This is a genomic window from Arthrobacter rhamnosi, assembly GCF_054510975.1.
In genome coordinates this window covers 422,134-446,860 of the sequence record NZ_JBTNDN010000002.1, presented here as the reverse complement: position 1 = coordinate 446,860, position 24,727 = coordinate 422,134, and the positions used below count along the sequence as shown (strand labels likewise).

The window sequence follows — 24,727 nt, the reverse complement described above, 5'->3', positions numbered from 1 at the left end:
CGGGACCCGCCCGGGTCAGGGACCTGACCGGACGGGTCGGGTGCGGGTCAGTCGGCCGGGCCGCTGCCGTTGTCCGCCTCGAAGTCGGGAGCGATCTCCTCCTCGGTTCCCGGGCCGCCGTAGCCGCCCGCCATCTGCTCCTCGAGCTTGCCGGCCTCCTCCGCGCCCTTCTCCTCGGGATCGCCGCTCGGGTTTCCGCTGGGGTTCTCGCTCATGGTGCCGCCTTCCGGAATGCCTGTGCCCCCTGGCTGGGTGCTGATACTCAGCTTACTGATCATCCGGGTGCGGGCAACCGTACCCGAGGACCGGCCCCCGACGGGGACGGGACGGACCGGCCCGGGGTAGCGGGTGTAATCGGGCGCATTCTTTGGCATGCTGGGGCCATGGCTAACCGAGCGGGCACTGTAGCCCTCCCCAGCGACCTCGTAGACGTGACCAGACTGCTCGACGCGTATTTCGACGTCGAGCCCGACCTGGGGGATCCCGCGCAGCGCGTGGCCTTCGGAACGTCGGGGCACCGCGGGTCGTCGCTGAAGTCGTCCTTCAACGAAGGGCACATCGCGGCGATCACGCAGGCGATCGTCGAGTACCGTGCCGGGCAGGGCATCACCGGCCCCCTCTTCATGGGCAAGGACACCCACGCGCTGTCCGAGCCGGCACAGAACACCGCCCTCGAGGTCCTCGCGGCCAACAGGGTGACGGTCCTCGTCGACGCCCGGGGCGCGTACACGCCCACCCCCGCCGTGTCGCACGCGATCCTCACGTACAACGCCGTCAAGGTGGAGCAGGCCGACGGCATCGTCATCACGCCGTCGCACAATCCCCCGGGCGACGGCGGCTTCAAGTACAACCCCCCGCACGGCGGCCCTGCCGACTCGGACGCCACGAACTGGATCGCGAACCGTGCCAACGAACTGCTCGAGGGCGGTCTCCGCGACGTCCGGCGGATGCCCATCGCGCAGGCCCGGACGGCCGAGGGGATCGGCTCCTACGACTTCCTCCAGAACTACGTGGACGACCTCCCGTCGGTGCTCGACCTGGACGCCATCCGCTCCGCGAACGTCCACATCGGCGCGGACCCGATGGGCGGCGCGTCGGTGGACTACTGGGGTGCCATCGGCGAGCGCCACAACCTGAACCTGACCGTGGTCAACCCCACGGTCGACCCGCAGTGGGCCTTCATGACCCTCGACTGGGACGAGAAGATCCGCATGGACTGCTCCTCGCCCTCGGCCATGGCATCACTGATCGGGAAGGCATCGCAGTTCGACATCGCGACGGGCAACGACGCCGACGCCGACCGCCACGGGATCGTGACACCGGACGCGGGCCTGATGAACCCCAACCACTACCTCGCCGTCGCGATCCAGTACCTCTACGCCCACCGTCCCAACTGGCGCGCCGACGCCGTGATCGGCAAGACCCTGGTGTCGTCGTCGATCATCGACCGCGTCGCCCTCGACCTCGGCCGCGTGCTGCAGGAGGTCCCCGTGGGCTTCAAGTGGTTCGTGCCCGGCCTGCTGACCGGCGACCTCGCCTTCGGCGGCGAGGAGTCCGCGGGTGCGTCCTTCCTGCGCCACGACGGCACACCCTGGAGCACGGACAAGGACGGCATCCTGCTGGCCCTGCTGGCCTCGGAGATCACCGCCGTCACCGGGAAGACCCCGTCGCAGCACTATCTCGGGCTGACGGAGCGGTTCGGCGCACCCGTCTACGCGCGGATCGACGCCGCGGCGACCCGCGAGCAGAAGGCCGCACTCGGGAAGCTCTCGCCGTCGGACGTCACCGCCACGACCCTCGCCGGCGAGGAGATCACCGCCCGGCTGACGGAGGCACCGGGCAACGGCGCCCCCGTCGGCGGGCTGAAGGTCACCACGGAGAACGCCTGGTTCGCGGCACGGCCCTCGGGCACGGAGGACGTCTACAAGATCTACGCCGAGTCCTTCCGCGGCGAGGAGCACCTCAAGCAGGTGCAGGCCGAGGCAAAGGCACTGGTGGACGGCGTCATCAGCTGACCCCGCTCAGAGGAGCCTGCGCAGCAGCCTCCTCTTGATCGGGCCGAAGGGTGGGTACGCGAGGCGCAGCGTGTCCACCCTGGTCGGCTTGGAGAACACCGGCTGCACGTGGCTGAACGTCTCGAAGGACTGCCGGCCGTGGTAGCTGCCCGTGCCGCTCGCGCCGACGCCGCCGAAGGGCAGCCCGGGGACCGCGAGCTGGATGGTGCACACGTTGTGGGCCAGCCCGCCCGCCTGCACCCGGTCCGTGAAGGTCCGCAGGTGCTCGTCCCGATCGCTGAACAGGTATGCGGCCAGCGGATGGGGCCGCGCGCCGATGAACCGGATGGCCTCCTCCAGGTCCGCGACCTCGAGGATCGGCAGGAGCGGACCGAAGATCTCCTCCTGCATGAGCGCCGACCCGGGGTCGACGTGGCGCAGGATGGTCGGCTCGATGTAGCGTTCCGCGCGCTCGTGCCGGCCGCCGGAGACCACGGTGCCGCCGTCCATCAGGCCCACGAGACGGTCGAAGTGGTGCTCGTTGATGATCCGGCCGTAGTCACCCGAGGTCCTCGGATCGCTGCCGTAGAAGTCCCGGACGGCGGCCGCGAGCGCCTCGGCGAGGATCGGCGCGGCGGCCGGCGTGGTCAGGACGTAGTCGGGCGCCACGCACGTCTGGGCGGCGTTCAGGAATTTGCCGTGGATGATGCGGCGGGCCGCGGCGCGCAGATCCCCGCCGACGACGACGGCCGGGGACTTGCCGCCCAGCTCGAGCGTCACCGGCGTCAGGTGCTCGGCCGCCGCCTTCATCACGATCTTCCCCACGCGCTCACCGCCCGTGTAGAACACGTGGTCGAACGGCTGCGCGAGCAGGTCGGTGCTCACCTCGGCTCCCCCTTCGACGACCGCGACGGCCTCCTGGTCCAGGTACTCCGGCACGAGGCGTGCGAGCACCCGGGAGGTCGCGGGCGCGAGCTCGCTGGGTTTCAGCACGGCCGCGTTGCCCGCCGCCAGCGCGCCGACGAGCGGCGCCAGCACGAGATTCAGCGGATAGTTCCAGGGCCCGATGATCAGCACGACGCCGAGGGGCCGGGCCTGCGACCAGGCGCGGCCCGGCTGCAGCGCGCCGGGAACGGCGATCCTCTCCGGCGCCATCCAGCGGTCCAGGTGCTTGAGGGCGTAGCGCGCTTCCGCCCGGACCACGACGACCTCGGAGAGGAAGCCCTCCGTCCGGCTCTTGCCGAGGTCCTCCTCCAGGGCGCCCGTCAGCTCGTCCTCGCGTTCGGCCAGCAGCCGCAGGAGGGCGCGGAGCTGGTCCCGGCGCCACGCCGCGGTCCGGGTGGCCCCGGAATCGAAATACCGGCGCTGGTCCGCCAGCAGTGCCGCCGCAGCGCTCATCGGTCGTCCTTCCCGTGCGTCCCAGCGCCACTGGGGCGCCCTGTGAAGTGGTCCATGGAGCTGTACACCCGGAAGACCTTGTCGGCGACGACGTCCCAGGCGGGCTGCGGAAGGAGGTTGCGGAGCGTTCCGGCGAGCTGCACGGTCCAGGGGAGCTGGACGCGCGCCTTTCCGGCGAGCAGCGCGCGCCAGGCCTTGTCCACCACGTAGTCCGGCTCCATCAGAGGGGTCAGCAGGGGTCCGCGCGCCCCCTCGAACATGCCGGTCTTGATGTAGCTGGGGATGAGGGTCGTCACGGCGATGGGGTGACCCGCCGACGCCAGTTCGAGGCGCAGGGAATCGCTCCAGCCGATCACGGCCCACTTCGATGCCGCATACACACTCATCCGCGGGACGGACAGCGTCCCGGATGCCGACGCCACATTGAGGATCCGGGCGGGAGTGGCACGCTCCATCATGGCCGGCAGGAAGGCGCGGGTGACGTGCATCGGCCCACCGGTGTTCACCCGCAGGGTGAGGTCGATGTCCGCATGGTGGTCGTGCTCCCAGAAGTACTTCCCCCGCACGATCCCGGCATTGTTGACCAGCACGTCCGGCACGCCGACGTCGTTCAGGACCGCACCTGCCGTGGCCTGGATGGACTCGACCGATGCCACGTCGACCACGTAGCTGTGGACGGCCGCCGTGCTCGAGGCCAGACCCGCGACGACGTCCTCGAGGGCGCGTGCGTCGACATCCCACAGCACGACGGCGGCGGCTCCCTCCCTGGCGGCACGTTCGGCATAGAGCCTGCCCATGCCCATGCCTGCGCCCGTGACCAGCACGGTGCGTCCTCGAACCGTGAATACCATCGTGGAACCCTTTCCCTCGCGGACAAGCAACGTAACATCCCGGGTCCGTGCTGCGGATAGGATTCTCGAAACCCCCCCGACTCCCCTGGAAGGCATACGCATGAGTGCACGAGGCATCGGATGGACCCTCCACGGGGATGGCAGGAACGTGCGGCCGGGCGGATTCGTCGCCCCCGAGGAACGGCTCAGCTGGCCTCGGACCATCGGCATCGGGGCGCAGCACGTCGTGGCGATGTTCGGCGCGACGTTCCTGGTGCCGCTCATCACCGGGTTCCCGCCGTCGACCACCCTGCTGTTCTCCGGGATCGGGACGATCCTGTTCCTCGTCATCACCGCAGGGAAGGTGCCGAGCTACCTCGGTTCGAGCTTCGCCTTCATCGCGCCGATCGCCGCCGCCCAGTCGCAGCACGGAGCAGCGGGAGCCCTCGGCGGCATCATCATGGCCGGGGCCGCACTGGCGATCATCGGGTTCATCGTCCACACCGCGGGTGCCCGGTGGATCCAGGTCGCGATGCCCCCGGTCGTGACCGGCGCCATCGTCGCCCTGATCGGCCTCAACCTCGCGCCGACCGCCAAGACGAGTTTCGAGCAGGCTCCCCTCACCGCACTGGTCACGGTGATAGCGATCCTGCTCGTCACTGTGCTGTTCAAGGGCATCCTGGGGCGGCTGTCCATCCTCGTGGGCGTCCTCGCCGGGTACGCCGTCGCGATGGTCCGCGGCGAGGTGGACTTCGCGGCCATTCGGGACGCCGCCTGGATCGGCCTTCCCGACTTCACCGCACCCGAGTTCCACCTGTCCGTCGTCGGGCTCTTCATCCCCGTGGTCCTCGTGCTCGTGGCGGAGAACATCGGCCACGTGAAATCGGTGGCCACGATGACCGACAGGGACCTGGACCCGCTCACCGGCCGGGCCCTGATGGCCGACGGCCTGGCGACGATGATCGCCGGTGCCGGCGGAGGCTCGGGCACCACGACCTACGCCGAGAACATCGGGGTCATGGCAGCGTCACGCGTCTACTCGACGGCTGCCTACTGGGTGGCCGGCATCGTCGCGATCCTCCTGAGCCTCTTCCCGAAGTTCGGTGCGCTCATCGCCACCGTTCCCGCGGGTGTCCTCGGCGGGGCCGGGGTGGTCCTCTACGGCATGATCGGCATCCTGGGCGTCCGGATCTGGGTGCAGAACCAGGTGAACTTCTCGAACCCGATCAACCTGTCGACGGCGGGGGTGGCGCTGGTCATCGGCATCGCGGACTTCACGTGGACCGTCGGTGACCTGGCCTTCGCGGGGATCGCCCTCGGGACGGCTGCAGCCCTTCTCATCTTCCACGGCATGACGGCCATCGCCCGGGTCCGTGGCAGCGAGCATGTCGCCGGTCCTGGAGAGCTGGAGGCCCGCGACTCCGGCAGCAGGCCCTCGAAGCTCGGCTGACGCGTGCGCGGTGGAAGAATGCACTCCATGCCCCGCTACGACGTGACCCGCGCCCCCGACGCCCCATGAGCAACCCCCGCGAGGTGTGGGCCTCCCCCGAGTGGCGGCAGCAGGCGGAGCAGTGGATCGACCTGGTGCTGGAGACCTTCGGCGTTGCCCGGACCGGACCGGTGGAGCAGCCGCGCATCCGCTTCTGGTCCACGCAGCTGACCGTTCCCACCGACCACGGCACCCTGTGGTTCAAGGAGAACAACCTCGGCCAGCTCGCGGAGGCGTCCATCCTGTCGCTCCTCGGCGAACTCGCACCGGACCACGTCGCCGCCCCCCTGGCCATCGAACCATCCCGGGGCTGGATGCTCACCGCGGACCACGGCGCCACCCTCGACAGCCTGGGCTCCGCGGACGGGCTCGTATGGGCACGCATCATGGAGAACTTCGCCGACCTGCAGCAGATCGTCGCACCGCACGGTGAGCGCCTGTCCCAGGCCGGGCTCGTCCTCATGAATCCGGAGGTGGCAGCGAACTTCGTGGAGAACCAGCTGCTGCTGCACACGGGGCTGCCGGCCGAGCACCCCCTGTACCTGTCCGCCGAGGCGGCGGACGACATCGTCCGCCGTCTGCCGGCCATCGAGGAGGCCGTGGAGGTCCTGCGCGGCACGGCGGTCCCGCTCTCGCTCGACCACAACGACCTGCACGCCAGGAACTGCTTCCTGCCCGCGACGAGCACCGAGCCGCTGCGGTTCTTCGACTTCGCGGACTCCTACTGGGCACACCCCTTCAGCGTGCTGCTCGTGCCGATCACGCAGATGCGCGAGCAGTGGAACACGACGTCGGACGACCCCAGGATCCAGTCGGTGGTCACCGCCTACCTCGATCGATGGACCGGCTACGCCCCGATGCCGGAACTGCGGGCAGCCCTCGAACCCGCCCTGCGGCTGGCGGGGGTGCATCGGTACGGCTCGTGGCTGCGCCTCCTGGTCTACGCCGACGACGAGTCGATGCGCGCCTACGCCCCGGCAGCCCTGCACTACCTCAGGACGCTGACGGACCCCGTCCTCGGCTAGGGCCGGCCGGCGGCGTCCGGAAGCGCCGCATGAAGTACGGACGAACGGTCCTTGACGGGCCGCAGTGCGGCGTGCAACTGTTCTACAACGATGTAGACAACGATGTAAATCTGCAGGGTCCCAGCCCTCCCCTCCCGAAAGGTCTCCGTGATAATGACGTCACGCAGCATGTTCCGGTCGCGCTCCGCGTCGATCGCCGCCGTCCTCGCCCTCGCCCTCATGGGCGCGGCACTGCCCGCGACCGCAGAACCGAAGGCCCAGTCCGCCCTTTCGCAGCAGTCGGCCGCGAGCAGCCTAGATGACCTGGTGGGCGGCAAGTCGGTGGTCGGCGAGACGAGCCCCATCCACGACCCGGCCCTCATCATCGACGACGACGGCACCTGGTACGTCTACTCCACCGGGCTCCTGGCCCGCGAGAACGGCGGCACCATCCAGATCTGGTCCTCACACGACGAAGGCACCACGTGGGAGTACACCGGCACGGTGTGGGACGAGATCCCCGCCTGGATCGACGAGCGCTACTCGGACGGAGCGCTCCCCGAGAACCTCTGGGCACCCGAGATCTACGAGAACGACGGCACCTACTACCTCTACTACTCGGCCTCGCGCTTCGGCACCGACAACTCCCTCACCGCGCTCGCGACCAACACGACGCTCGATCCCGACGATCCGGAGTACGAGTGGGTGGACCAGGGTCTCGTCGTCGAATCGCCCGTCACGGGCCTTGATCCGAACAATCCCGGTAAGACCTTCAACGCCATCGACGCCGGCATCATCGAGGACGCGGACGGCAAGCCCTACATGTCCATCGGCTCCTTCTGGTACGGCATCTTCCTGGTGCCCCTCGAATGGCCCAGCGGCAAGCCGGTGGAGGACTGGCAGTCGCAAACCGTCAACATCGCGGACCGCTTCGTCCCGGGCAACCCCATCGAGGCGCCCTACATCATCCACCGCGACGGCTACTACTACCTGTTCACCTCGTTCGACTTCTGCTGCCGCGGGGCGGACTCCACGTACAAGATCGCGGTCGGCCGCTCGCAGTCCATCACCGGCCCGTACCTGGACAAGGAGGGCCGCGACATGTTCGGCGGCGGCGGATCGATCCTCCTCGAATCCCACGGCGCGATGAACGGCGTCGGCGGCCAGTCCGTCTTCGGCGACTACCTCGCGTTCCACTTCTACGACCGGTCCAACGCGTACGCCCCGACGCTCGGCCTGCAGAAGATGGGCTGGGAGGACGGCTGGCCCACGGTCGACCAGTCCGTCGAACTCCCGGCGCTCGTCGCCGCACCCCGGCCGGCCACGGCCCGCGAAGGACACAAGGCGCACTTCACGGCGAGCGCCACCGGTACTCCCGAACCCGTGGCCGTCTGGGAGAGCTCGGACGACGGCGGCGCCACCTGGCAGCCTGCCGATGTCACCCAGCGGGCCGAGCGGAACGGCGGCACGTACACGTCGGTGGCGGAGCTGAAGAAGGCGCAGGCATCTCAGGACGGGCGCCTGTTCCGCGCCACGTTCTCGAACCCCCACGGCTCGGTGACGACGGATCCCGTGGAGCTGACCGTCGAGCCGAAGCCCGGCAAGGGCCGCAGCTAGCTGATTCCACGCGGCGCCCGCAGGACGGGGGCCGCCCACCAGACTCGGTGCACCATCGGAGGCGCGATACCCCGATGGTGCACCGATACCGAGGGAACCCGGTTGCGGGAGTGGCCGCAACCGGGTTTCCGCATGCCCGGGGCCGCGCCCGGGCATGCCTGCTGACCCCTGTCCGGCTCCTCCCTGACGCGGGCCGGCCTACCCGTCGCGGGCACCGCGCTGCGGCCACGCGGACCGCGCGGTCATGCAGTCGGCGAGGACGTCGGCGGCGTCGGAGACGAGCCCGTCGACGCCGAGGTCCAGCAGCCGGTCCATCTCGGCACGCTCGTTGATGGTCCAGACGTGCACCTGGAGCCCCGCCGACCGGCAGGACCGCAGGAAGCGACGCGTCACCACCCGAACACCCCGGTAGGTCTCGGGAACCTGCAGCGCCTGGACGCCGGCGAGCCGGGCGGCCGACCCCGCCAGCCCGAGCGGCGCGAGCAGCTTCAGCAGGGCATTGACCGCCATACCGGCAGAGGACGCCGTCGGCCTCTCGAGCAGCCGCAGCACCGCGCGCCGCCGGCGGTCCGAGAAGGACGCGACGAGCACGCGGTCGTGGGCGGACAGGCGGTTGACGAGGTCCGCGAAGGGGCGCACGCAGTCGTCGCCCTTGACGTCGATGTTCAGGCGCAGGTCCGGCCAGCGCAGCAGGAGTGCCTCGAGCGTCGGGATACCCCCGTGGCCGCCCACGGACAGCCCGCCCAGGTCTGAGGCGGAGCGCCCGGCAACCGGGCCGTGCGCGTCGGTCACGCGGTCGAGGTCCTCGTCATGGAACACCATCACGACGCCGTCGCCCGACGCCCGGACGTCGATCTCGAGGTACCGGAAGCCCAGCTCCACGGCGCGTTCGAAGGCTGCCATCGTGTTCTCGCCGCCGCCGGGTGCGAAGCCCCGGTGGGCCAGCGCGAGCGGGAGGAGTCCGGGCCGGGTCCCGCGGTTGTCGAGGTAGGGGTAGCGCCCGGGATCAGCCCGTGCGGAGCGCCGCAAGGCGTTCCTCCAGGACCTGCGCCACGCCGTCCTCGTCGAAGGGCGGCGCCACGAGGTTCGCGGCGGCGAGCGCGTCGGGGTGTCCCGACGCCATGGCGTACCCGTGGCCCGCCCAGTCGAGCATCTGGACGTCGTTGGGCATGTCACCGAAGGCGACGACGTCGGCGGCGTCGATGCCGCGTTCCGCGGCGTACCGGGCGAGCGTGACCGACTTGTTGATGTGCGGCACGGCCATCTCGAGGAGCGCGATGGTCGGGGCCGAGTGCGTGGTCGAGACGAGGTGCGCGACGGCGGGCCGCACGGCTGCGAGGAACTCGTCCGGCGAGATCTCCCGCTCCCGCGCCAGGAACTTCACCACGTCCTCGCCGGGCAGGGACTCCTCGAAGGGCTCCGCGGTGATGCCGCCGAGGAGCTCGGAGGTGGCGGAGTCCGCGAATCCGGACTCGATCTTGAAGCCCGACACCGTCTCGGCGGCGAACGTGGCTGCAGGGAAGAGACCGCGGATGATGTCACGCGCGGCGTAGACGTCCTCCGGCTTCAGGAGCTTCGCGTCGAGGATACGGTCCGACTCGAGGTCGTACGTCAGGGCACCGTTGGAGCAGATGACCGTCCCGGTGTGGCCGAGCTGGTCCCGGAGCGGCTGGAGCCAGCGCGGTGGGCGGCCGGTCACGAAGACGACGTCAACACCGGCGTCGATGCATGCGCGGAACGCCTGGATGGTGCGGTCGCTCATCTTGCCGTCGTTTCCCACGACGGTCCCGTCCATGTCGCTCGCCACGAGGCGCATCGGAAACTCCTTCAGGTCCTGGACCTCCACCCTACCGGCGGCCGCGGCCTCCGTCGGCCGGAGCGTGCGGAGCATGGGTGTGTTCCTACTGCTCGAAAGTCCCGATCAGCCGGGCGCGGCCGAGGGTGTGCGAGAAGAGGGCGAAGCCGAGGTAGGCGGGCGACGCATCGGCCGGGATGCCGAGCGACTCGACGTCCACCGCGTGCACCACGACGTGGTAGTGGTGCGGACCGTGGCCCTCGGGAGGAGCGGCACCGACGAAGCCGGCGAATCCGGCATCGTTCCGCAGTTGTACGGCACCCTCGGGCAGCAGGCTCCCGTCGGTCCCCGCCCCCGCGGGCAGGGACGTGGTGGTTCCGGGCAGGTCGGCCACGGCCCAGTGCCAGAAACCGCTCGCGGTCGGCGCATCGGGGTCGTAGACGGTCACCGCGAAGCTCTTGGTGCCCTCGGGGAAGCCGCTCCAGGTGAGCTGCGGGGACTCGTCCCTGCCGCCGGCCCCCATGATCCCGGACACCTGCGCGGAATCGAGGGGCGCGTTGTCGGTGATGCTCTCGCTGGTGAGTTCGAACGCGGGGACCTGCGGAAGGTCCTCGTACGGATCGCGGGTCATGGCTGTGCTCCTCTGGTCGTCATCCCTGGTGGTCACGGATCCCGGTCAGGCGCGTACCATCTCGTTCCGCGTGGGCGGATTGGCACCGGCACGGGACACCGTGATGGCTGCCGCCCGGGCCGCGTACTGCAGCATCCCGGTCAGCTGCCCGAGGTTGATTCGGAGCAGCTCGTCGCGGCGATGGGCGCCGTCGAGCTCGAGGTCCACGAGCGCGCCCACCAGGGCCGCCATGAACGAGTCGCCGGCACCCACCGTGTCCACCACGCTGGTCGGCGGCGCCGGGACGGACACCTCGCCGGCGCGGCATACCCCCCACGGCCCCTTGGAGCCACGGGTCACGACGACGACGGCGGCGCCGGCGTCCAGCCAGGCGCGGGCCGACTTCTCGGGGCTGCGGTCCGGGTAGAGCCACTCGAGGTCCTCGTCGGATGCCTTCACGACGTCGGCCAGGGCCACGAACTTCTCCGCCTGCCCGCGCGCGAACGCCCGGTCGCGGATGATGGTGGGCCTGCAGTTGGGATCGTAGGTCACCGTCACGAGGGGGTGGGCGGCGCGGACGAGGGACAGCACGTCGTCGGCTCCCGGTGCGAGCATCGTGGCGATCGACCCGGTGTGCAGGAGGGTGGTCCCGTCGAGGAGTTCCTCCGTGCGTCCGGCGAGGCCGGGGAGGTCCCAGACGAGCTGGAACTCATAGGCCGCCCCACCCGCGGGGTCGAGGCGGGCTGTCGCGACGCTGGTGGGCGCGCTGTCCGGCTCGACCGGGAAGGGCACGGAGTTGTCGCGGAGGTGCCGCTGGATCATCCGGCCGTAGTCGTCGTCGCCGTAGCGTCCGACGAACTGCGCCGGATGGCCGAGGCGTGCGAGCCCCACGGCCACATTCATGGGGCTCCCGCCCACGTGGGCGCGCATGGACGCGGTGTCGCTGACCACTTCGTCGACAAGGGTTTCCCCGATTACGGTGAGCACTCTTTCAACGTACCAGCCCCCGCGCGGGGGAAGCCCGGGGTTTCGGCCCTCCACACCTGAGAGGTCACTGGGAGTGTCCGAGCGCCTCCCCCGCCGCGGGTGGTTCCTGGGAGACACTTGTATCTCCCCTCCTCCCGGACCTGCACGCCTCGTGCGGGTCGAGTCCCCAGGACGCCCATGCCCTCTCTGACTGCACCACGCCCGGCCTCCCGCCCGGCCTCCGCCCGTAACCCGCTGTCCCGCGGGGTGCGGCTCTGGCGTGCCCTCACCACGCACGGTCCCTCCTCGAACCGCAATGCCCGCAACCTGCTGATCACCACGACCTTCGCGCTGGTGGCCATCGGCCTCCTGATGGTGCTGTCCGCGTCCTCGGTCGAACTCGTCGCTGCCGGGAAGTCGCCCTTCGACACCTTCTACAAGCAGCTCATGTGGATGGGCATCGGCAGCGCCGCGCTCGTCGTCTGCGCGTTCATCCCCCTTCGGACGTACCGGAGGCTGGCCTGGCTGATCCTGCTGGGTTCCTTCGTGTTCTCCCTGCTGGTGTTCACCCCACTCGGCGTGGAGGTGCAGGGCAACAGGAACTGGATCGGCATCGGATCCCTCACCGCCCAGCCGTCGGAGTTCCTCAAACTCAGCATCATCCTCTGGGGCGGTGCGGTCCTCACCCGGAAGGCGAAGCTGCTGGGCAACTGGAAGCACCTGTTCGTCCCGGTCGCGCCGGGTGCCATGGTCGCCGTCGGCCTCGTCGTCGCAGGCAAGGACCTGGGCACCGCCATGGTCCTGGCCCTCATCGCCGTCTCCCTGTTCTTCTTCGCCGGCGCCAGTCCGAAGCTGTTCCTCGGGGGCCTCGCCGTCGGCGTCGTCGGCACCACCCTCGCCGTCGTGTCGAGCCCCAACCGCATGCTGCGGATCTCGGCCTGGCTCGATCCGGCGGCCGAGGGCACCGCCGAAGGACTCGGCTACCAGAGCGCCCAGGCCCTCTACGGGCTCGCGGGCGGCGGGGTCTTCGGCGTCGGGGTGGGCCAGAGCCGGCAGAAGGTCAACTGGATCCCGGAGGCGCACAACGACTTCGTGTTCGCGATCCTGGGCGAGGAGCTCGGACTGGTGGGCGCGCTGCTCGTGATCGTGCTCTTCGCCGTCCTGGCGTTCTCGATCTACCGGATCTCCACGCTGTCGAAGGATCTCTACGTCACGTACGTCTGCGGCGGCATCCTCGTGTGGATCATCGGGCAGGCCATCCTGAACATCGCCGTCGTCACCGGCATGATCCCCGTCATCGGCGTCCCCCTACCCTTCATCTCCTACGGCGGGTCCTCCATGGTGGCCGTCCTCGCCGCCGTGGGGGTCCTGATCTCCTGCTCGCGGGCCACCGACCGGGACCTCCCGGCGGGCGCTCCGGCCTGACCACCGGTCCTGGCGGTCAGGCCTGGCTGCCAGTCCCAGCCGTCTGTCCTGGCCGGTCCGTCCTGCCCGTCAGTCCTGACCGGTGCTGTTGCCCAACCCGTCGAGGTGCCGGCCCAGGAGGGCGAGCTCGCTCCGCAGGGTGTTCGTGTAGCCGATCCGTGCGGTCACGACGACGTTGTCCGCGCCCTGGTGCTCGTAGAGCCCGGCGATCAGGCTCCGAAGGCGGGCGGTTCCCTCGATGGCGCCGTAGGGCAGCCGGAGGCCGGTGAGTTCCGCCAGGACGTCCTCACGCCGGCCCGAGAACGCCAGGACCTCGTCGACGGACAGCGAGCGCACGCAGGTCTCCGCCAGGTTGTGGGCGCAGTGCGTCTCGTGAGCGTTCATCCACAGCTCGGCGCCGAATTCCTCGATGCGCATCGGCAGGTCCTCTCAGGGCAGTGTCGGGACGTCGGGACGTCGGGACGTCGGGACGTCGGGACGTCGGGACGTGGAACGTCGGGAACAGGCACAGCAGACGGGTGCGGACCCTACTCGGAATCCGTCCCGACCACGGGGGACTTCGCGGGCAGGGGATGCCCCCGGAACCGCCGGACGCTGTACGCGATCAGGGCGAGGGCGATGACCGAGGACACGATGAGGCTGACCCCCGTTCCGGTGCCGCCGAAGAGCCACCACCTGTCCTCGAGGAACCACCAGGACGGCACGGCGGGCTGCAGGATCCACGCCACGCCGAGGCCCATGATGACCAGGGCACTACAGCAGCTGACGGCGATCCGCGGGATCGTCTTCACCCCGAGCGCGGCGGCATGAAAGGCATTCGCCTTCAGCGGCGCCAGGTACCGGCGAGCCCAGTGGTACTGCTGGGACAGGACGGCGAGCCCTGCGGCGAGCATCAGGAGCCCCGGGCCGGGCAGCACGAGGGCGGCGATTCCGAGCACCACGAGGGTCCACCCGATCACCTCGATGCCGGTGCGGCGAATCCACCCCCGGATCCGCTCTCTCGCTGCCATGCTCACAGGATGACACAGGAAGCTGGGCACGCACGAAGCTCAGCAGGCTGGGTACCGCGCCCGGGACCGCTGCGGGACGAGAGGGAACAAATACCGATATACATGCGTTTGCATGGACATACCGGCCCAGGTGGACCGGAACCATCCGAGGAGGACAGCGTGACTGCACAAACCGAAGGTCTCCACCACGTCACCGCGATCGCCGGCGACCCCCAGAGGAACATCGACTTCTACATCAAAGGACTGGGCCTGCGCCTCGTCAAGAAGACCGTGAACTTCGACGACCCAGGCACCTATCACCTGTACTACGGAGACGAGTCCGGCCGTCCCGGCTCGCTGCTGACGTTCTTCCCCTGGCAGGGCATCCGCAGGGGGCGCGTGGGCAGCGGCCAGTCCACCACCACGGCCTTCTCCGTGCCCCAGGGCACCCTCGGGTGGTGGCAGGAGCACTTCAAGGCCCTCGGCGTGGAGTCCAGCATCTCCCGCGCCTCCTCCGAGGAGGAGCGCCTCTCGCTACGCGACCCCGACGGCCTGCAGATCGACCTCGTCGCGTCCTCCATCTCGGACCCCCGCAACCCGTGGGACTCCGCCTCCGTCCCCGCCCAGTACGCCGTCCGCGGCCAGCACTCCTCCGTGCTGACCGTCCAGGACCCCACCCGGACCCTCGAGACCCTCACGCATGACCTCGGCATGACGGTCCTCGCCGAGAAGGACGGCCGTTACCGCCTGAGCACGCACAGCGGCGAGCCCGGGACCGTCGTCGACGTCGTCACGGACTCCCGCGGCGAGCGAGGCCTCGTGGCCGGGGGCACCGTGCACCACATCGCCTTCCGCGTGCCCGACCAGGCGACGCAGGAGGTGTGGCGCCAGGAACTGGCCGAGCGCGGGTACGGCGTCACAGCGATCCTCGACCGCCAGTACTTCACCTCCATCTACTTCCGTGAGCCCGGTGGAACGCTCCTGGAGATCGCGACGGACACCCCGGGCTTCGACATCGACGAGCCGCTGCTGGAACTGGGCCGCTCCCTGAAGCTGCCACCGTGGCTCGAGCCGAACCGCGAGGCCATCGCGCACTCGGTCGCCAAGATCGACCTGCCCGGCGAGAACAATCCCGCCCTCCAGGCATTCTTCAGGAGCTGACATGACCACTACGCACGAGTGGCCCCACCTGTTCGACGCGGGAGCAGCGGGCACCCCGGTACTCCTGCTCCTCCACGGCACGGGCGGCTCCGAGCACGACCTCCTGCCGCTCGCCGACCGCCTCGCCCCGGGCGCCGGCTACCTCGCACCCCGCGGGCCGGTGCAGGAACACGGCATGAACCGCTGGTTCCGCCGCTTCGGTGAGGGCGTGTTCGACGTCGACGACGTCTCCCGCCGGGCGGGTGAGCTCGCCGGGTTCGTCGACTGGGCGCGAGCGCACTACGGCATCGCCGACCGTCCGCTCGTCGCGGTCGGTTTCTCGAACGGCGCGAACATCGCGCTCGCCGCCGCCCTGCTCCACCCCGGAGCCGTGGCGAACGCGGTCGCCTTCTCCGGCATGTACCCGCTGGAGGGGCGGACGATCGAGGCCGACCTGTCCGGCACGGCCGTCGCCCTGTTCAATGGGAGATCCGATGCCATGGCCCCGATCGACAGCGTGGTCCGCGTCGGTTCGATCCTCGAGAGCCGTGGCGCCGAAGTAACCCGGAACGTCCGCGAGGGCGGTCACGGAATCCACCCCGGCGAGATCGACGGCGCAGCCGCCTGGATCGCCTCTACCCGGAAGGTTCGAAATGACTGACATTTCTCCAGGATCCAGCGATCTCGGCGCGAAAGCGGCGACCCTCGCGAGCCTCCACGCAGCTCCCGAGATCCTCCAGCTCATCAACGTGTGGGACGTCATCAGCGCGAAGACCGTCGCCGACATCCCCGGCACGAAGGCCCTCGCCACCGCGAGCCACTCGATCGCCGCGTCGCTCGGCTACGAGGACGGCGAGAACATCCCCGTGGAGGAGATGATCGCCGCCGTGGGGCGCATCGCCGCAGCGACGAGCCTCCCCGTCTCCGCCGACCTCGAATCCGGTTACGGTGATCCCGAGGACACCGTCCGCCGGGCGATCGGCGTGGGCATCGTCGGAGCGAACATCGAGGACCAGATGCGACCCCTGGCCGACGCCGCGGCCCAGATGGAATCAGCACTCAGGGCCGGCGGGTCCGAGGGCATCGACTTCGTGCTCAACGCCCGCACGGACGCCTTCGTGAAGGCCGGCGACCGTGACCCCGCGGACGTCCTGGCCGACGCCGTCGAGCGCGGCAAGACCTACCTGGCCGTCGGTGCCACGAGTGTCTTCGTTCCCGGCCTGCTCGACGAGCACGCTGTGACCACCCTCGTGGAGGCCTTCGGTCCGCAGCGCCTCAGCGTCATCAATGTTCCCGGCAGCCTTCCACCGTCCCGACTACAGGAGCTCGGCGTCGCCCGCATCTCCTACGGACCGTGGACCCAGCGCGTCGCCCTGACCGCGCTGGCCGACTCCGCGCGTGAATTGCTCGCCGGCGGCGCACTGCCCGAGGGGACACTCCCCCTCAACTAGGAGTCGCGGTGCAGCGGACCCCGGTTAGCCCCTACGGGCGGCCGGGGTCCGCTGTGTCGGCGGCCGCCCCCAAGAGCGCCACGACGGTGTCCCACGCCGCGGAACCGGGGGCGATGACGGCGAAGTGATCACCGGGGACGAGGGAGAGCTCCGCCGTCCCGCCCGCCGCGGTCGCCGCCCGGACATAGCCCTCCGACTGGCTGACGGGCACCGTGGTGTCCTCCGTCCCGTGCACCGCGTAGACGGGAACATCGAGCGGGACGGCCGTCATCGGATCCGCGAGCGCGTACCGTTCGGGGTCCCCGGGCACACCCAGCAGGTTCTCGACGGCGCCGTCGCTCAGGCCCAGGTCGCGTGCCTCGCGGAGGTTCAGCAGACCGGCCTGGCTGACGACGGCCGTCAGCGGCACGCCCGGCATTCCGGCTCCCGGCGCACCGGGCGGCAGCCCGGCCCGCCCCGCCGCCCACACGGCCAGGTGGCCGCCGGCGGAATGTCCCAGGGCCGTCGTCGTGCCGAGCCCGAACCCGTGCTCCCGAGCCGCGACGGCGAGGTGGTCGATGCCCGCGGCGACGTCGTCGAAGGTCGCGGGCCAACCGCCACCGTTCCCGGCGCGCCGGTACTCCAGGTTCCAGCACACGTAGCCGCGCCCCGCGAGGTCCTGCGCGAGCGGCTCGCCGAGCTCCGCGCCATAGGTGGACCTCCAGTAGCCCCCGTGGATGATGACGACGACGCCGCGCACCGGCCCGTCGGCACCCGGCAGGTAGAGGTCCGCGAACTGGCTCGGATCCTCTCCATAGCTGTAGCGCCGCGCGGGAACGGAGGGAGCATCGGCGGCGCCGGAGGCGGCTCCAGCGCCGGAGGGGGCCCGTGCGCCGGGCCGTACACCGCAGGCAGCCAGGACGGCCGTGCCGACGGCGGCCGCCAGGGCGAGGACGGCGCGCCGGCCGGGGTATCCACGATTCACAGGGGAAGCGTAACGGTCACCCGGGTTGGCTACGATGAAGTCTCTCCTTGGAAAGGCACGGCACATGGGAACGTGGGACGATCTCGACGAGCGGTTGAGGCCTGCCGTCGAGGCGCACACGAGGGAGTACGAGCGCGTGCGGCCGGCTCTCGACCGCGTGACCACGGCCATGCGCGACAGCATCTCGGCGATCTTCGACGGCACCGACCTCAAACCCCTCTTCGTCACGGCCCGCACCAAGACGGTCGAATCGTTCCGTGACAAGGCCTCGCGCACCCTGCCCTCCCCGGAGGCCGGCGCGCCGCCCGTGCTCGTCTTCCCCGACCCGATGCGCAACCTCACCGATCTGGTGGGGGTCCGCATCATCACCACGCTCCCGCACGAGGTGGACCTCGCGGCGGACCTGCTCAAGCGCCAGCGCAACGAGTTCGACTGCCGCGGCGACCGCGAGAAGGACATCGGGTCCATCGAGTCGGGCACGTACGGCTACTCCAGCCGCCACCTCATCATGCGCACCATCCACAACGACGTCGTCCGTGCGTTCCAGCAGGCCGTCGACCCCGACACCAAGGCTGCCGGGAGTTACCTCTTCGAGGTGCAGGTGCGGACGGTGCTGGCCCACGCCTGGTCGGAGATCGAGCACGACATCCGGTTCAAGGCGTCCAACCCGAAGGCCTGGAGCCCCTACTTCGACCGGCAGTTCACCGGGACGGCGGCCATGCTCGAGACTGTGGAATCGGCGTTCGCCGAACTGCACGAGCGGTACGAGACCGTCACGGGGTTCTGGGACGAGGAGGGCGAAGGCAGTGCCCCCCTGACCCCGAACCGCATCCGGGACATCTGGCAGACGCTCCTGCCGCACGTCGACCGGAAGTCGGACGACAACTGGGGGTGGGCCGCAGAACTCCTCGCGGCCCACGGCCTGAGGACGACCCTCGAACTGGTGTCCCTCCTGCAGGCGGACACCATCACCACCGTCCGCAAGGCACTGGACCACCGGTACTCCCCGGGCCCGGATCGGCTCCTCGACGACATGCTGCTCTGGCACTACGGCGAACGGCACATCGACCTCACCGCCGAGCCGCGGGACTCCGAGGGCACCCCGCGGAGGGACAGCCTCCAGCGCCGGTACCGGCAGATGGAGATTTACCGGGCCCAGCACCCCGGCACCTAGCGGGACCTTACCGCGGAAGGCCCGGCCGTGGCGGAGGAAGAGCCCGACGAGCCCGGCGGGCACGACGGGTAGAGTGGGACGAGGTGAGCCGGGAAGTCTGGTCGGCATGTTCTCTCGTCGACCCCGATTCCAGCAGGAGCCTCCCATGGCCGAAGAAACACCCCACCACTCACCCACACCCACCGCCGCACCTACCCCCGCACCCAGATCCGGGATTCTGGGCCGTGGCACCTATTCGGAGGTCCTGCGGATCGGCGAGATCCTCCGCAAGGAGACCGTCGGCGGGATCCTCCTCGTCGTCGCCGCAGCAATCGCGCTGGTCTGGGCTAATTCCCCTGCCGCAAACAGCTACTTCGCGTTGCGGGACTTCCGTGTCGGGTACGAGCCGTGGCATCTGGAACTCAGCCTCGGCGCGTGGGCGGCGGACGGGCTCCTCGCTGTCTTCTTCTTCCTCGTCGGCCTGGAACTCAAACGCGAATTCGTCGCCGGGGACCTGCGCAACTTCACCCAGGCAGTCGTACCGGTCGCCGCGGCCTTCGGTGGCGTCGCCGTACCGGCCCTCCTCTACACGGGAATCAACCTCGCCAGCCCGGAGACCCTGCAGGGCTGGGCGACACCGACGGCCACGGACATCGCCTTCGCTGTCGCCGTCCTCGCGATCGTCGGATCCCACCTCCCCAGCGCGCTGCGGATCTTCCTGCTCACCCTCGCGGTGGTCGACGACCTGCTGGCGATCACCATCATCGCTGTCTTCTACTCGGATGATCTGCACCTCGCCCCGCTGCTGCTGGCGCTGATTCCGCTGGGCTTGTTCACGGTCCTCGCCCAGAAGTACCGGCGCTTCTTCGGACTCAAACCCGCCGCCGCCTGGTTCATCCTGCTCCCGATCGGCTTCGCGGTCTGGGCGCTCGTGCATGCCGGAGGCATCCATGCCACGGTCGCAGGGGTCCTGCTCGGCTTCGCCGTTCCGGTCATCCGCAGCCAAGCGAGCGGAGGACCGGATGCAGGGCCGGGACTGTCCGAGATCTTCGAACACCGCTTCCGACCCCTCTCGGCTGGCTTCGCGGTCCCCGTGTTCGCGTTCTTCTCCGCCGGCGTCGCCGTCGGGGGGTGGAACGGATTCCTGTCAGCACTCTCCGACCCGGTGACACTGGGCATCATCGCCGGCCTCGTCGCCGGCAAACCTATCGGCATCGTGGGCACCACCTGGCTGCTCACCAAACTCACCCGCGTCAACCTCGATGCATCGCTGAAGTGGGTGGACCTGATCGGGGTCGCCCTGCTGGCAGGCATCGGCTTCACGGTGTCCCTGCTCATCGCCGACCTGAGCTTCGGTGACGGGGGGACGACGAACGATCATGCCAAAGTAGGGATCCTCACCGCGTCCCTGACCGCGGCTCTCCTGTCCTCGATCATCCTGCGCAGCCGCAACAGGCACTACCGGACCATCGAAGCCGAAGAAAGCATCGACACCGACGACGACGGCACCCCGGACGTCTACCAGCACCGATCCTGACAGGACCTTGTCCGCCTGCGAGAGCGGCGGCCGCCCGGTACCTCAGGAGACGAACCGGCTAGCCGTCCTGCGCGGTGCCCGCCCGGTACTTGCCCGCGCGCCGCGCCAGGCGGTCCGCCGCGGGAAGCCCCTGAACGCGGGCCAGTTCGTATTCGATGGCGACGGCCATCCGCTCGCAGAAGGCCCGCCCCTCCTCCGCGGCGTCGGGCCGCTCGTCGACCACGTGGTCGACGACGCCCCGCCCGACGAGGGCCGCGACCTTGACGCCCTGGGACTCGGCCATCTCGGCGGCCCGGTCCACCGTCCGGTGAACGATCGCGCTCGCCCCCTCGGGGGGCAGCGGTGAGAGCCATGCGTGCTCCGCGGCGATCGTGCTGTCGGCCGGCAGCAGCGCGAGGGCCCCGCCGCCCGCACCCTGTCCGAGCAGCACGGAGACGGACGGCGACGCGAGCCCGATGAGGTCGTGCAGGGAACGGGCGATCTCACCGGCCAGCCCACCCTCCTCCGCTTCCTTCGACAGGTCCGCGCCGGCGGTGTCGATGACGGTGAGTAGCGGCAGGCCGAGCTCCTCGGCGAGCTTCATGCCACGGCGCGCTTCCCGGAGCGACGCCGGCCCCATGACCGAATCACCCGGCTGGCGCGGCCGCTGATGGCCGAGCACGATGCACGGCTGCTCGCCGAAGCGCGCCAGGGCGAGCAGCAGCCCCGGGTCCTTCTCTCCCTGGCCCGTGCCGTTGAGCGGCAGCACGTCCCGTGCGCCGTAGGCGAGCAGGCGCCGGAGGTCCGGGCGCCTGCGGTTGCGGGAGATGAGGATCGACGTCCAGGCATCGGCGGTGCCGGGCCGCACGGACGCCGTCGACGGCGCCGGAGGCGTTCCCGACGGCTCGGCGACCAGGACGGTCAGGGCCCTGTCGACGATCCCCGCCAGGTGCTCCGGCGGCACGACGGCGTCGATCAGGCCCTTGTCGAACAGGTTCTCGGCGGTCTGGACGCCGGTCGGGAACGGCGCGCCGTACAGCGCCTCGTAGACGCGGGGGCCTAGGAACCCGAGCAGCGCCCCGGGCTCGGCTACGGTCACATGGCCCAGGGAGCCCCAGGACGCCATGACGCCGCCCGTGGTGGGGTGCCGCAGGTAGACCAGGTAGGGCAGGCCGGCCTGCCGGTGGGCCCGCACCGCCCCGGTGATGTCGACCATCGACAGGAACGCGGGTGTTCCCTCCTGCATGCGCGTACCGCCGGACGCCGGTCCGGCCAGGAGGGGCAGGCGCTCCCGGGTGGCCCGGTGGATCGCCGCGGTGATCCGGCCGGCGGCGGCACTGCCGATCGATCCGGCGAGGAACGTGAATTCCGAGACAATCACGGCGACGCGCCGGCCGTGGATGGAGCCCTCGCCCGTCAGGACGGACTCGTCCACCCCGCTCTTCTCCCGGGCCCGCCGCAACTCCTCCTGGTAGGACGACGATGCGGAGGCGGGGATCGGGATCGGGCTGTCCCAGGAGCTGAACGACCCGGCGTCGAGCACGGCGTCGATGAGTTCCCGGGCCGTCAGGTGCCGCACACGGGCCTCCGCGCTCACGCCCGGGCACCGCCTGCGGGTTCGGCGAGCCAGGCGCGGATCGCGTCACCGTCGCCGTCGAGCAGGGGCGGCGCCGTATGGCTGGTGAGCGTGGTCTCGGCGGAACCGTCGAAGAAGCGCAGCGGCGGGCCGGGCAGCGCGATGTCCCCGAGGACCGGGTGCTGGACGGTGAGCAGCAGGCCCTGCGAGTGCACCTGCTCCCACGCGTACACCTCGTCGAGGGTCCGGACCTTGCCCGCGGGGATGCCGGCCTCGTTGAGCTTCGCGAGCAGGGGCTCCGCCTCGTAGGCGGAGAACGCGTCCTCGACGACACCGATCAGCAGGTCCCGGTTCCGCACCCGGTCCGCGTTCGTGGCGAACTCGGGCCGGTCCGCGGGTATCCCGAAGGCCGAGGTGAAGGTGGCCCACAGCTTCTCGCTGCCCACGCTGATCTGGACCTTGCCGCCCCGGCAGTTGAACAGGCCGTACGGGGCGATCGAGGGGTGGTGGTTGCCCTGGGCCTGCGGCACCTCGCCGGCGACCGTGGTCCGCGTGCCCTGGAAGGCGTGGACGCCGATGATGGCCGCGAGCAGGGACGTGCGCACCACCTGTCCCCTGCCCGTGCGCTCCCGTTCGAGCAGGGCGGCGACCGCACCGTAGGCCCCGTACATGCCGGACAGCAGGTCGGCGATCGGGACGCCGACGCGCTGGGGGTTGTCCGGATCCGGGCCGGTGACGGACATGAGGCCCGCCTCGCCCTGGACGATCTGGTCGTAGCCGCTGCGCTTCGCCTCGGGTCCGTCGTGGCCGAAGCCGGTGATGGAGAGGATGACCAGCCCGGGATTGAGCTCGAGCATCGCGTCCGTGGAGAAACCGAGCCTGTCGAGGACCCCGGTCCGGAAGTTCTCGACGACCACGTCGGCGCGGCGCAGCAGTTCCGCGAGGACGGCCCTGCCGTCGTCGCTCTTGAGATCCAGGGCGATCGACTCCTTGTTCCTGTTGCAGGACAGGAAGTAGGTGGCCTGGCGGTCGTCCTCGGGGCCGACGAAGGGCGGGCCCCATCCGCGGGTGTCGTCACCGGTGCCCGGCGTCTCGACCTTGATCACGCGGGCACCGAGGTCGCCGAGCATCATACCGGCGTGCGGTCCGGCGAGGGCCCGGCTGAGGTCCACGACGAGGCGGCCCGCCAGTGGACCCCCGCGCGTCGCGGTGTCGGTGGTCTGCGCGGTGGTCTGCGCGGTGGTCTGCGCGGTGGTCTGCGCGGTGGTCTCGGCGCTCATGCGTCCTCCGGTGGTTCTGTCGGGGTCGGTCGGATCGGCGGGGTCGCCGGGAGGGTCAGAGCCAGCCGGGCACCACGAGGGCGAGCCAGGCGATGACGGGGCCGGCAGCCACGACGATGGCTCCGTAGCCGAGGATCTGCCGGTAGAAGCGGTCCTTGTCCGTGCCCTCGGGCGCGTTCGCCAGGACGAGTGCGCCGTTGGTGGAGAAGGGCGAGACGTCCACGATCGTCGACGAGACCGCGAGGGCGCAGACCACGCCGACGGCGCCCACGGCACCGGTCTCGAGGAACGGGATGGCCAGCGGGATCAGCGCCGCGAGGATCGCGGTGGATGAGGCGAAGGCGGAGACGACCGCACCGATGTAGCAGATGAGCAGCGCGGCGAGCAGGGGCATGCCGAGGCCGGCGACGCCGTTGGAGACGTACTCGATGGTGCCGACGGCCTGGAGGACACCGACGAAGGTGAGCATGCCGCAGATGAGGAGCACCGTGGACCAGGCGATCTTGTTGACGGCACCGCTCTGGGCCTTCGGCGAGATCAGCGCGAGGATCACGGCGACGGTGATGGCGACGAACCCGACGTCGACCTTGAATCCGAGGGCGATCACGGCGAGCGCGATCAAGCCGAGGATGGTGGCTGTCTGCGAGATGCGGTCCTCACGGGACCTCACGGCGTCGACGCCGTCACCGGCCGGATCGCGGGGTCCGTAGGTTCCGCTGCCGGTCCCCTTGTAGGCGACGTCGGCCCTGCGGGCTCCGGGGCTGACGCTCATGCGGGCCTCGGCCGCTTCCTCGACGAAGTGGGAGATGCGCGAGGACAGGAGCGTGCGTCCACCCAGGACGACGAAGAGCACGACGGCGATCAGCAGGTTGAAGATGAAGCTCGACAGGAATACGGCGAGGGGGCTCGATTCGAAGCCGGACTCCCCGACGATGTCGTTGACGATGACGCCGTACACGGCGATGGGCGAGAAACCGCCCGCCTGCGCACCGTGGACCACCATCATGCCCATGAGCAGCGGGGAGATCTTGTGGCGTGCGGCGAAACCGAGCGCGACGGGCGCCATGATGGCCACGGCTGCGGGGCCGAGCGCGCCGACGGCGGTGATGACGGCGGTGATCAGGAACATGACCCACGGGATGAGGGCCACGCGGTTGCGGACCAGCTTCACCGCACCCCGGACCAGCAGGTCGATGGTGCCGTTGTTCTGCGCGATGGCGAACAGGTAGGTCACCCCGACGAGGGTGAGGAACAGTCCCCCGGGGAATTCGGCGATGATGTCGTCGGTCTCCATCCCGAGGAAGACGGCACCGAGCAGGAAGGCCCCCACGAAGGCGAGGGCGCCCATATTGATGGGCAGCAGGGTGGCTATCAGGAACATCGCCGCAAGGATGATGATCGAGAGGAGTGGAGCGGACATCGTTATCCTCCAACGGGCTACGGAAAAGTGTGCTGGTCCTGTGACGTGAGTTACAGGACCACTGGCCTAGCCTGTAGGAGACTGGGTGTCCCTGTCAAACGTTCACCGAT

General features: G+C 70.0%; 23 protein-coding genes. 10 read left to right on the top strand and 13 right to left on the bottom strand.

The window, feature by feature from the left end:
• Positions 1-47 precede the first annotated feature (47 nt).
• Positions 48-215, bottom strand: a complete 168-nt coding sequence (locus tag ACX80J_RS06430) for a hypothetical protein (protein WP_459344220.1) — start codon at positions 213-215, stop codon at positions 48-50.
• A 168-nt stretch (positions 216-383) separates the two neighbouring features.
• On the opposite strand from ACX80J_RS06430, the gene pgm reads away from it, so the two are divergent.
• Positions 384-2,015, top strand: a complete 1,632-nt coding sequence (gene pgm / locus ACX80J_RS06425) for a phosphoglucomutase (alpha-D-glucose-1,6-bisphosphate-dependent) (RefSeq protein ID WP_459344219.1) — start codon at positions 384-386, stop codon at positions 2,013-2,015.
• Positions 2,016-2,021: 6 nt separating this feature from the next.
• On the opposite strand, the gene ACX80J_RS06420 is transcribed toward pgm, so the two are convergent.
• Positions 2,022-3,392, bottom strand: coding sequence for an aldehyde dehydrogenase family protein (locus ACX80J_RS06420; RefSeq protein WP_459347207.1), 1,371 nt, complete (start codon positions 3,390-3,392; stop codon positions 2,022-2,024).
• Positions 3,389-4,243, bottom strand: a complete 855-nt coding sequence (locus ACX80J_RS06415) for an SDR family NAD(P)-dependent oxidoreductase (RefSeq protein ID WP_459347206.1) — start codon at positions 4,241-4,243, stop codon at positions 3,389-3,391. Before ACX80J_RS06415 ends, ACX80J_RS06420 begins: the two co-directional genes overlap by 4 nt.
• Before the next feature lie 100 nt (positions 4,244-4,343).
• On the opposite strand from ACX80J_RS06415, the gene ACX80J_RS06410 reads away from it, so the two are divergent.
• The 3 genes from ACX80J_RS06410 to ACX80J_RS06400 all read left to right on the top strand — a co-directional run bounded on the left by ACX80J_RS06410 (position 4,344) and on the right by ACX80J_RS06400 (position 8,332).
• Positions 4,344-5,672 carry a uracil-xanthine permease family protein gene (locus ACX80J_RS06410; RefSeq protein ID WP_459344216.1) on the top strand — a complete coding sequence of 443 codons (1,329 nt, stop codon included), beginning with the start codon at positions 4,344-4,346 and terminating at the stop codon, positions 5,670-5,672.
• A 65-nt stretch (positions 5,673-5,737) separates the two neighbouring features.
• Entirely contained in the window at positions 5,738-6,736 is a 999-nt protein-coding gene (locus tag ACX80J_RS06405; protein WP_459347205.1) for a hypothetical protein, read from the top strand.
• 153 nt (positions 6,737-6,889) lie between these two features.
• Complete coding sequence (locus tag ACX80J_RS06400; RefSeq protein ID WP_459347204.1) at positions 6,890-8,332, top strand: glycoside hydrolase family 43 protein; 1,443 nt, start codon at positions 6,890-6,892, stop codon at positions 8,330-8,332.
• A gap of 198 nt (positions 8,333-8,530) precedes the next feature.
• Here the strand turns inward: ACX80J_RS06400 and ACX80J_RS06395 are convergent, their stop codons facing one another.
• From ACX80J_RS06395 to ACX80J_RS06380, 4 genes are all read right to left on the bottom strand, one after another.
• Positions 8,531-9,361 carry a glycerophosphodiester phosphodiesterase family protein gene (locus tag ACX80J_RS06395; RefSeq protein WP_459344213.1) on the bottom strand — a complete coding sequence of 277 codons (831 nt, stop codon included), beginning with the start codon at positions 9,359-9,361 and terminating at the stop codon, positions 8,531-8,533.
• Positions 9,339-10,148, bottom strand: a complete 810-nt coding sequence (locus ACX80J_RS06390; RefSeq protein ID WP_459344339.1) for an HAD family hydrolase — start codon at positions 10,146-10,148, stop codon at positions 9,339-9,341. Before ACX80J_RS06390 ends, ACX80J_RS06395 begins: the two co-directional genes overlap by 23 nt.
• 85 nt (positions 10,149-10,233) lie before the next feature.
• Positions 10,234-10,758: a YbhB/YbcL family Raf kinase inhibitor-like protein gene (locus ACX80J_RS06385; protein WP_459347203.1), complete on the bottom strand. Its 525-nt coding sequence runs from the start codon at positions 10,756-10,758 to the stop codon at positions 10,234-10,236.
• Positions 10,759-10,803: 45 nt separating this feature from the next.
• Entirely contained in the window at positions 10,804-11,724 is a 921-nt protein-coding gene (locus ACX80J_RS06380) for a carbohydrate kinase family protein (RefSeq protein WP_459347202.1), read from the bottom strand.
• A 177-nt stretch (positions 11,725-11,901) separates the two neighbouring features.
• Here ACX80J_RS06380 and ftsW point away from each other — a divergent pair, with 177 nt between their 5' ends.
• Complete coding sequence (ftsW, locus tag ACX80J_RS06375) at positions 11,902-13,128, top strand: putative lipid II flippase FtsW (protein WP_459347201.1); 1,227 nt, start codon at positions 11,902-11,904, stop codon at positions 13,126-13,128.
• Between the two features lie 69 nt (positions 13,129-13,197).
• Here the strand turns inward: ftsW and ACX80J_RS06370 are convergent, their stop codons facing one another.
• Together ACX80J_RS06370 and ACX80J_RS06365 are read right to left on the bottom strand one after the other, a co-directional pair.
• Positions 13,198-13,545, bottom strand: coding sequence for a hypothetical protein (locus ACX80J_RS06370; protein ID WP_459347200.1), 348 nt, complete (start codon positions 13,543-13,545; stop codon positions 13,198-13,200).
• A 110-nt stretch (positions 13,546-13,655) separates the two neighbouring features.
• A complete protein-coding gene (locus ACX80J_RS06365) occupies positions 13,656-14,138 on the bottom strand; it encodes a PGPGW domain-containing protein (protein ID WP_459347199.1) in 483 nt (160 codons plus the stop codon).
• Between the two features lie 159 nt (positions 14,139-14,297).
• Here ACX80J_RS06365 and ACX80J_RS06360 point away from each other — a divergent pair, with 159 nt between their 5' ends.
• From ACX80J_RS06360 to ACX80J_RS06350, 3 genes are read left to right on the top strand one after another with little or no spacing between them, the layout of a single operon-like run.
• Positions 14,298-15,278 carry a ring-cleaving dioxygenase gene (locus ACX80J_RS06360; RefSeq protein ID WP_459347198.1) on the top strand — a complete coding sequence of 327 codons (981 nt, stop codon included), beginning with the start codon at positions 14,298-14,300 and terminating at the stop codon, positions 15,276-15,278.
• A 1-nt stretch (position 15,279) separates the two neighbouring features.
• Positions 15,280-15,918, top strand: coding sequence for an alpha/beta hydrolase (locus ACX80J_RS06355; RefSeq protein ID WP_459344205.1), 639 nt, complete (start codon positions 15,280-15,282; stop codon positions 15,916-15,918).
• Complete coding sequence (locus ACX80J_RS06350; protein WP_459344204.1) at positions 15,911-16,708, top strand: isocitrate lyase/PEP mutase family protein; 798 nt, start codon at positions 15,911-15,913, stop codon at positions 16,706-16,708. The genes ACX80J_RS06355 and ACX80J_RS06350 overlap by 8 nt, the downstream gene beginning before the upstream one ends.
• 31 nt (positions 16,709-16,739) lie before the next feature.
• Here the strand turns inward: ACX80J_RS06350 and ACX80J_RS06345 are convergent, their stop codons facing one another.
• Positions 16,740-17,468: an alpha/beta hydrolase family protein gene (locus ACX80J_RS06345; RefSeq protein ID WP_459347448.1), complete on the bottom strand. Its 729-nt coding sequence runs from the start codon at positions 17,466-17,468 to the stop codon at positions 16,740-16,742.
• A gap of 268 nt (positions 17,469-17,736) precedes the next feature.
• On the opposite strand from ACX80J_RS06345, the gene ACX80J_RS06340 reads away from it, so the two are divergent.
• Both ACX80J_RS06340 and nhaA read left to right on the top strand, forming a co-directional pair.
• On the top strand, positions 17,737-18,846 hold the full coding sequence (locus ACX80J_RS06340) for a GTP pyrophosphokinase (protein ID WP_459347197.1): 1,110 nt from the start codon (positions 17,737-17,739) through the stop codon (positions 18,844-18,846).
• 145 nt (positions 18,847-18,991) lie between these two features.
• Positions 18,992-20,362: a Na+/H+ antiporter NhaA gene (gene nhaA, locus ACX80J_RS06335; protein ID WP_459347196.1), complete on the top strand. Its 1,371-nt coding sequence runs from the start codon at positions 18,992-18,994 to the stop codon at positions 20,360-20,362.
• 58 nt (positions 20,363-20,420) lie between these two features.
• On the opposite strand, the gene ACX80J_RS06330 is transcribed toward nhaA, so the two are convergent.
• The 3 genes from ACX80J_RS06330 to ACX80J_RS06320 are packed head-to-tail and all read right to left on the bottom strand — an operon-like array spanning position 20,421 to position 24,617.
• Positions 20,421-21,938, bottom strand: coding sequence for a carboxyl transferase domain-containing protein (locus tag ACX80J_RS06330; protein ID WP_459344200.1), 1,518 nt, complete (start codon positions 21,936-21,938; stop codon positions 20,421-20,423).
• Entirely contained in the window at positions 21,935-23,197 is a 1,263-nt protein-coding gene (locus tag ACX80J_RS06325) for a CaiB/BaiF CoA transferase family protein (RefSeq protein ID WP_459347195.1), read from the bottom strand. Before ACX80J_RS06325 ends, ACX80J_RS06330 begins: the two co-directional genes overlap by 4 nt.
• A 55-nt stretch (positions 23,198-23,252) precedes the next feature.
• On the bottom strand, positions 23,253-24,617 hold the full coding sequence (locus ACX80J_RS06320) for an SLC13 family permease (RefSeq protein ID WP_459347194.1): 1,365 nt from the start codon (positions 24,615-24,617) through the stop codon (positions 23,253-23,255).
• Between the last annotated feature and the right edge of the window lie 110 nt (positions 24,618-24,727).

Coding starts and splice junctions, on each gene's coding strand:
- ACX80J_RS06430 (WP_459344220.1), bottom strand. CDS start 215: ATGAGCGAGAACCCCAGCGGAAACCCGAGCGGCGATCCCGAGGAGAAG.
- pgm (WP_459344219.1), top strand. CDS start 384: ATGGCTAACCGAGCGGGCACTGTAGCCCTCCCCAGCGACCTCGTAGAC.
- ACX80J_RS06420 (WP_459347207.1), bottom strand. CDS start 3,392: ATGAGCGCTGCGGCGGCACTGCTGGCGGACCAGCGCCGGTATTTCGAT.
- ACX80J_RS06415 (WP_459347206.1), bottom strand. CDS start 4,243: ATGGTATTCACGGTTCGAGGACGCACCGTGCTGGTCACGGGCGCAGGC.
- ACX80J_RS06410 (WP_459344216.1), top strand. CDS start 4,344: ATGAGTGCACGAGGCATCGGATGGACCCTCCACGGGGATGGCAGGAAC.
- ACX80J_RS06405 (WP_459347205.1), top strand. CDS start 5,738: ATGAGCAACCCCCGCGAGGTGTGGGCCTCCCCCGAGTGGCGGCAGCAG.
- ACX80J_RS06400 (WP_459347204.1), top strand. CDS start 6,890: ATGACGTCACGCAGCATGTTCCGGTCGCGCTCCGCGTCGATCGCCGCC.
- ACX80J_RS06390 (WP_459344339.1), bottom strand. CDS start 10,148: ATGCGCCTCGTGGCGAGCGACATGGACGGGACCGTCGTGGGAAACGAC.
- ACX80J_RS06385 (WP_459347203.1), bottom strand. CDS start 10,758: ATGACCCGCGATCCGTACGAGGACCTTCCGCAGGTCCCCGCGTTCGAA.
- ftsW (WP_459347201.1), top strand. CDS start 11,902: ATGCCCTCTCTGACTGCACCACGCCCGGCCTCCCGCCCGGCCTCCGCC.
- ACX80J_RS06370 (WP_459347200.1), bottom strand. CDS start 13,545: ATGCGCATCGAGGAATTCGGCGCCGAGCTGTGGATGAACGCTCACGAG.
- ACX80J_RS06365 (WP_459347199.1), bottom strand. CDS start 14,138: ATGGCAGCGAGAGAGCGGATCCGGGGGTGGATTCGCCGCACCGGCATC.
- ACX80J_RS06355 (WP_459344205.1), top strand. CDS start 15,280: ATGACCACTACGCACGAGTGGCCCCACCTGTTCGACGCGGGAGCAGCG.
- ACX80J_RS06350 (WP_459344204.1), top strand. CDS start 15,911: ATGACTGACATTTCTCCAGGATCCAGCGATCTCGGCGCGAAAGCGGCG.
- ACX80J_RS06340 (WP_459347197.1), top strand. CDS start 17,737: ATGGGAACGTGGGACGATCTCGACGAGCGGTTGAGGCCTGCCGTCGAG.
- nhaA (WP_459347196.1), top strand. CDS start 18,992: ATGGCCGAAGAAACACCCCACCACTCACCCACACCCACCGCCGCACCT.
- ACX80J_RS06325 (WP_459347195.1), bottom strand. CDS start 23,197: ATGAGCGCCGAGACCACCGCGCAGACCACCGCGCAGACCACCGCGCAG.
- ACX80J_RS06320 (WP_459347194.1), bottom strand. CDS start 24,617: ATGTCCGCTCCACTCCTCTCGATCATCATCCTTGCGGCGATGTTCCTG.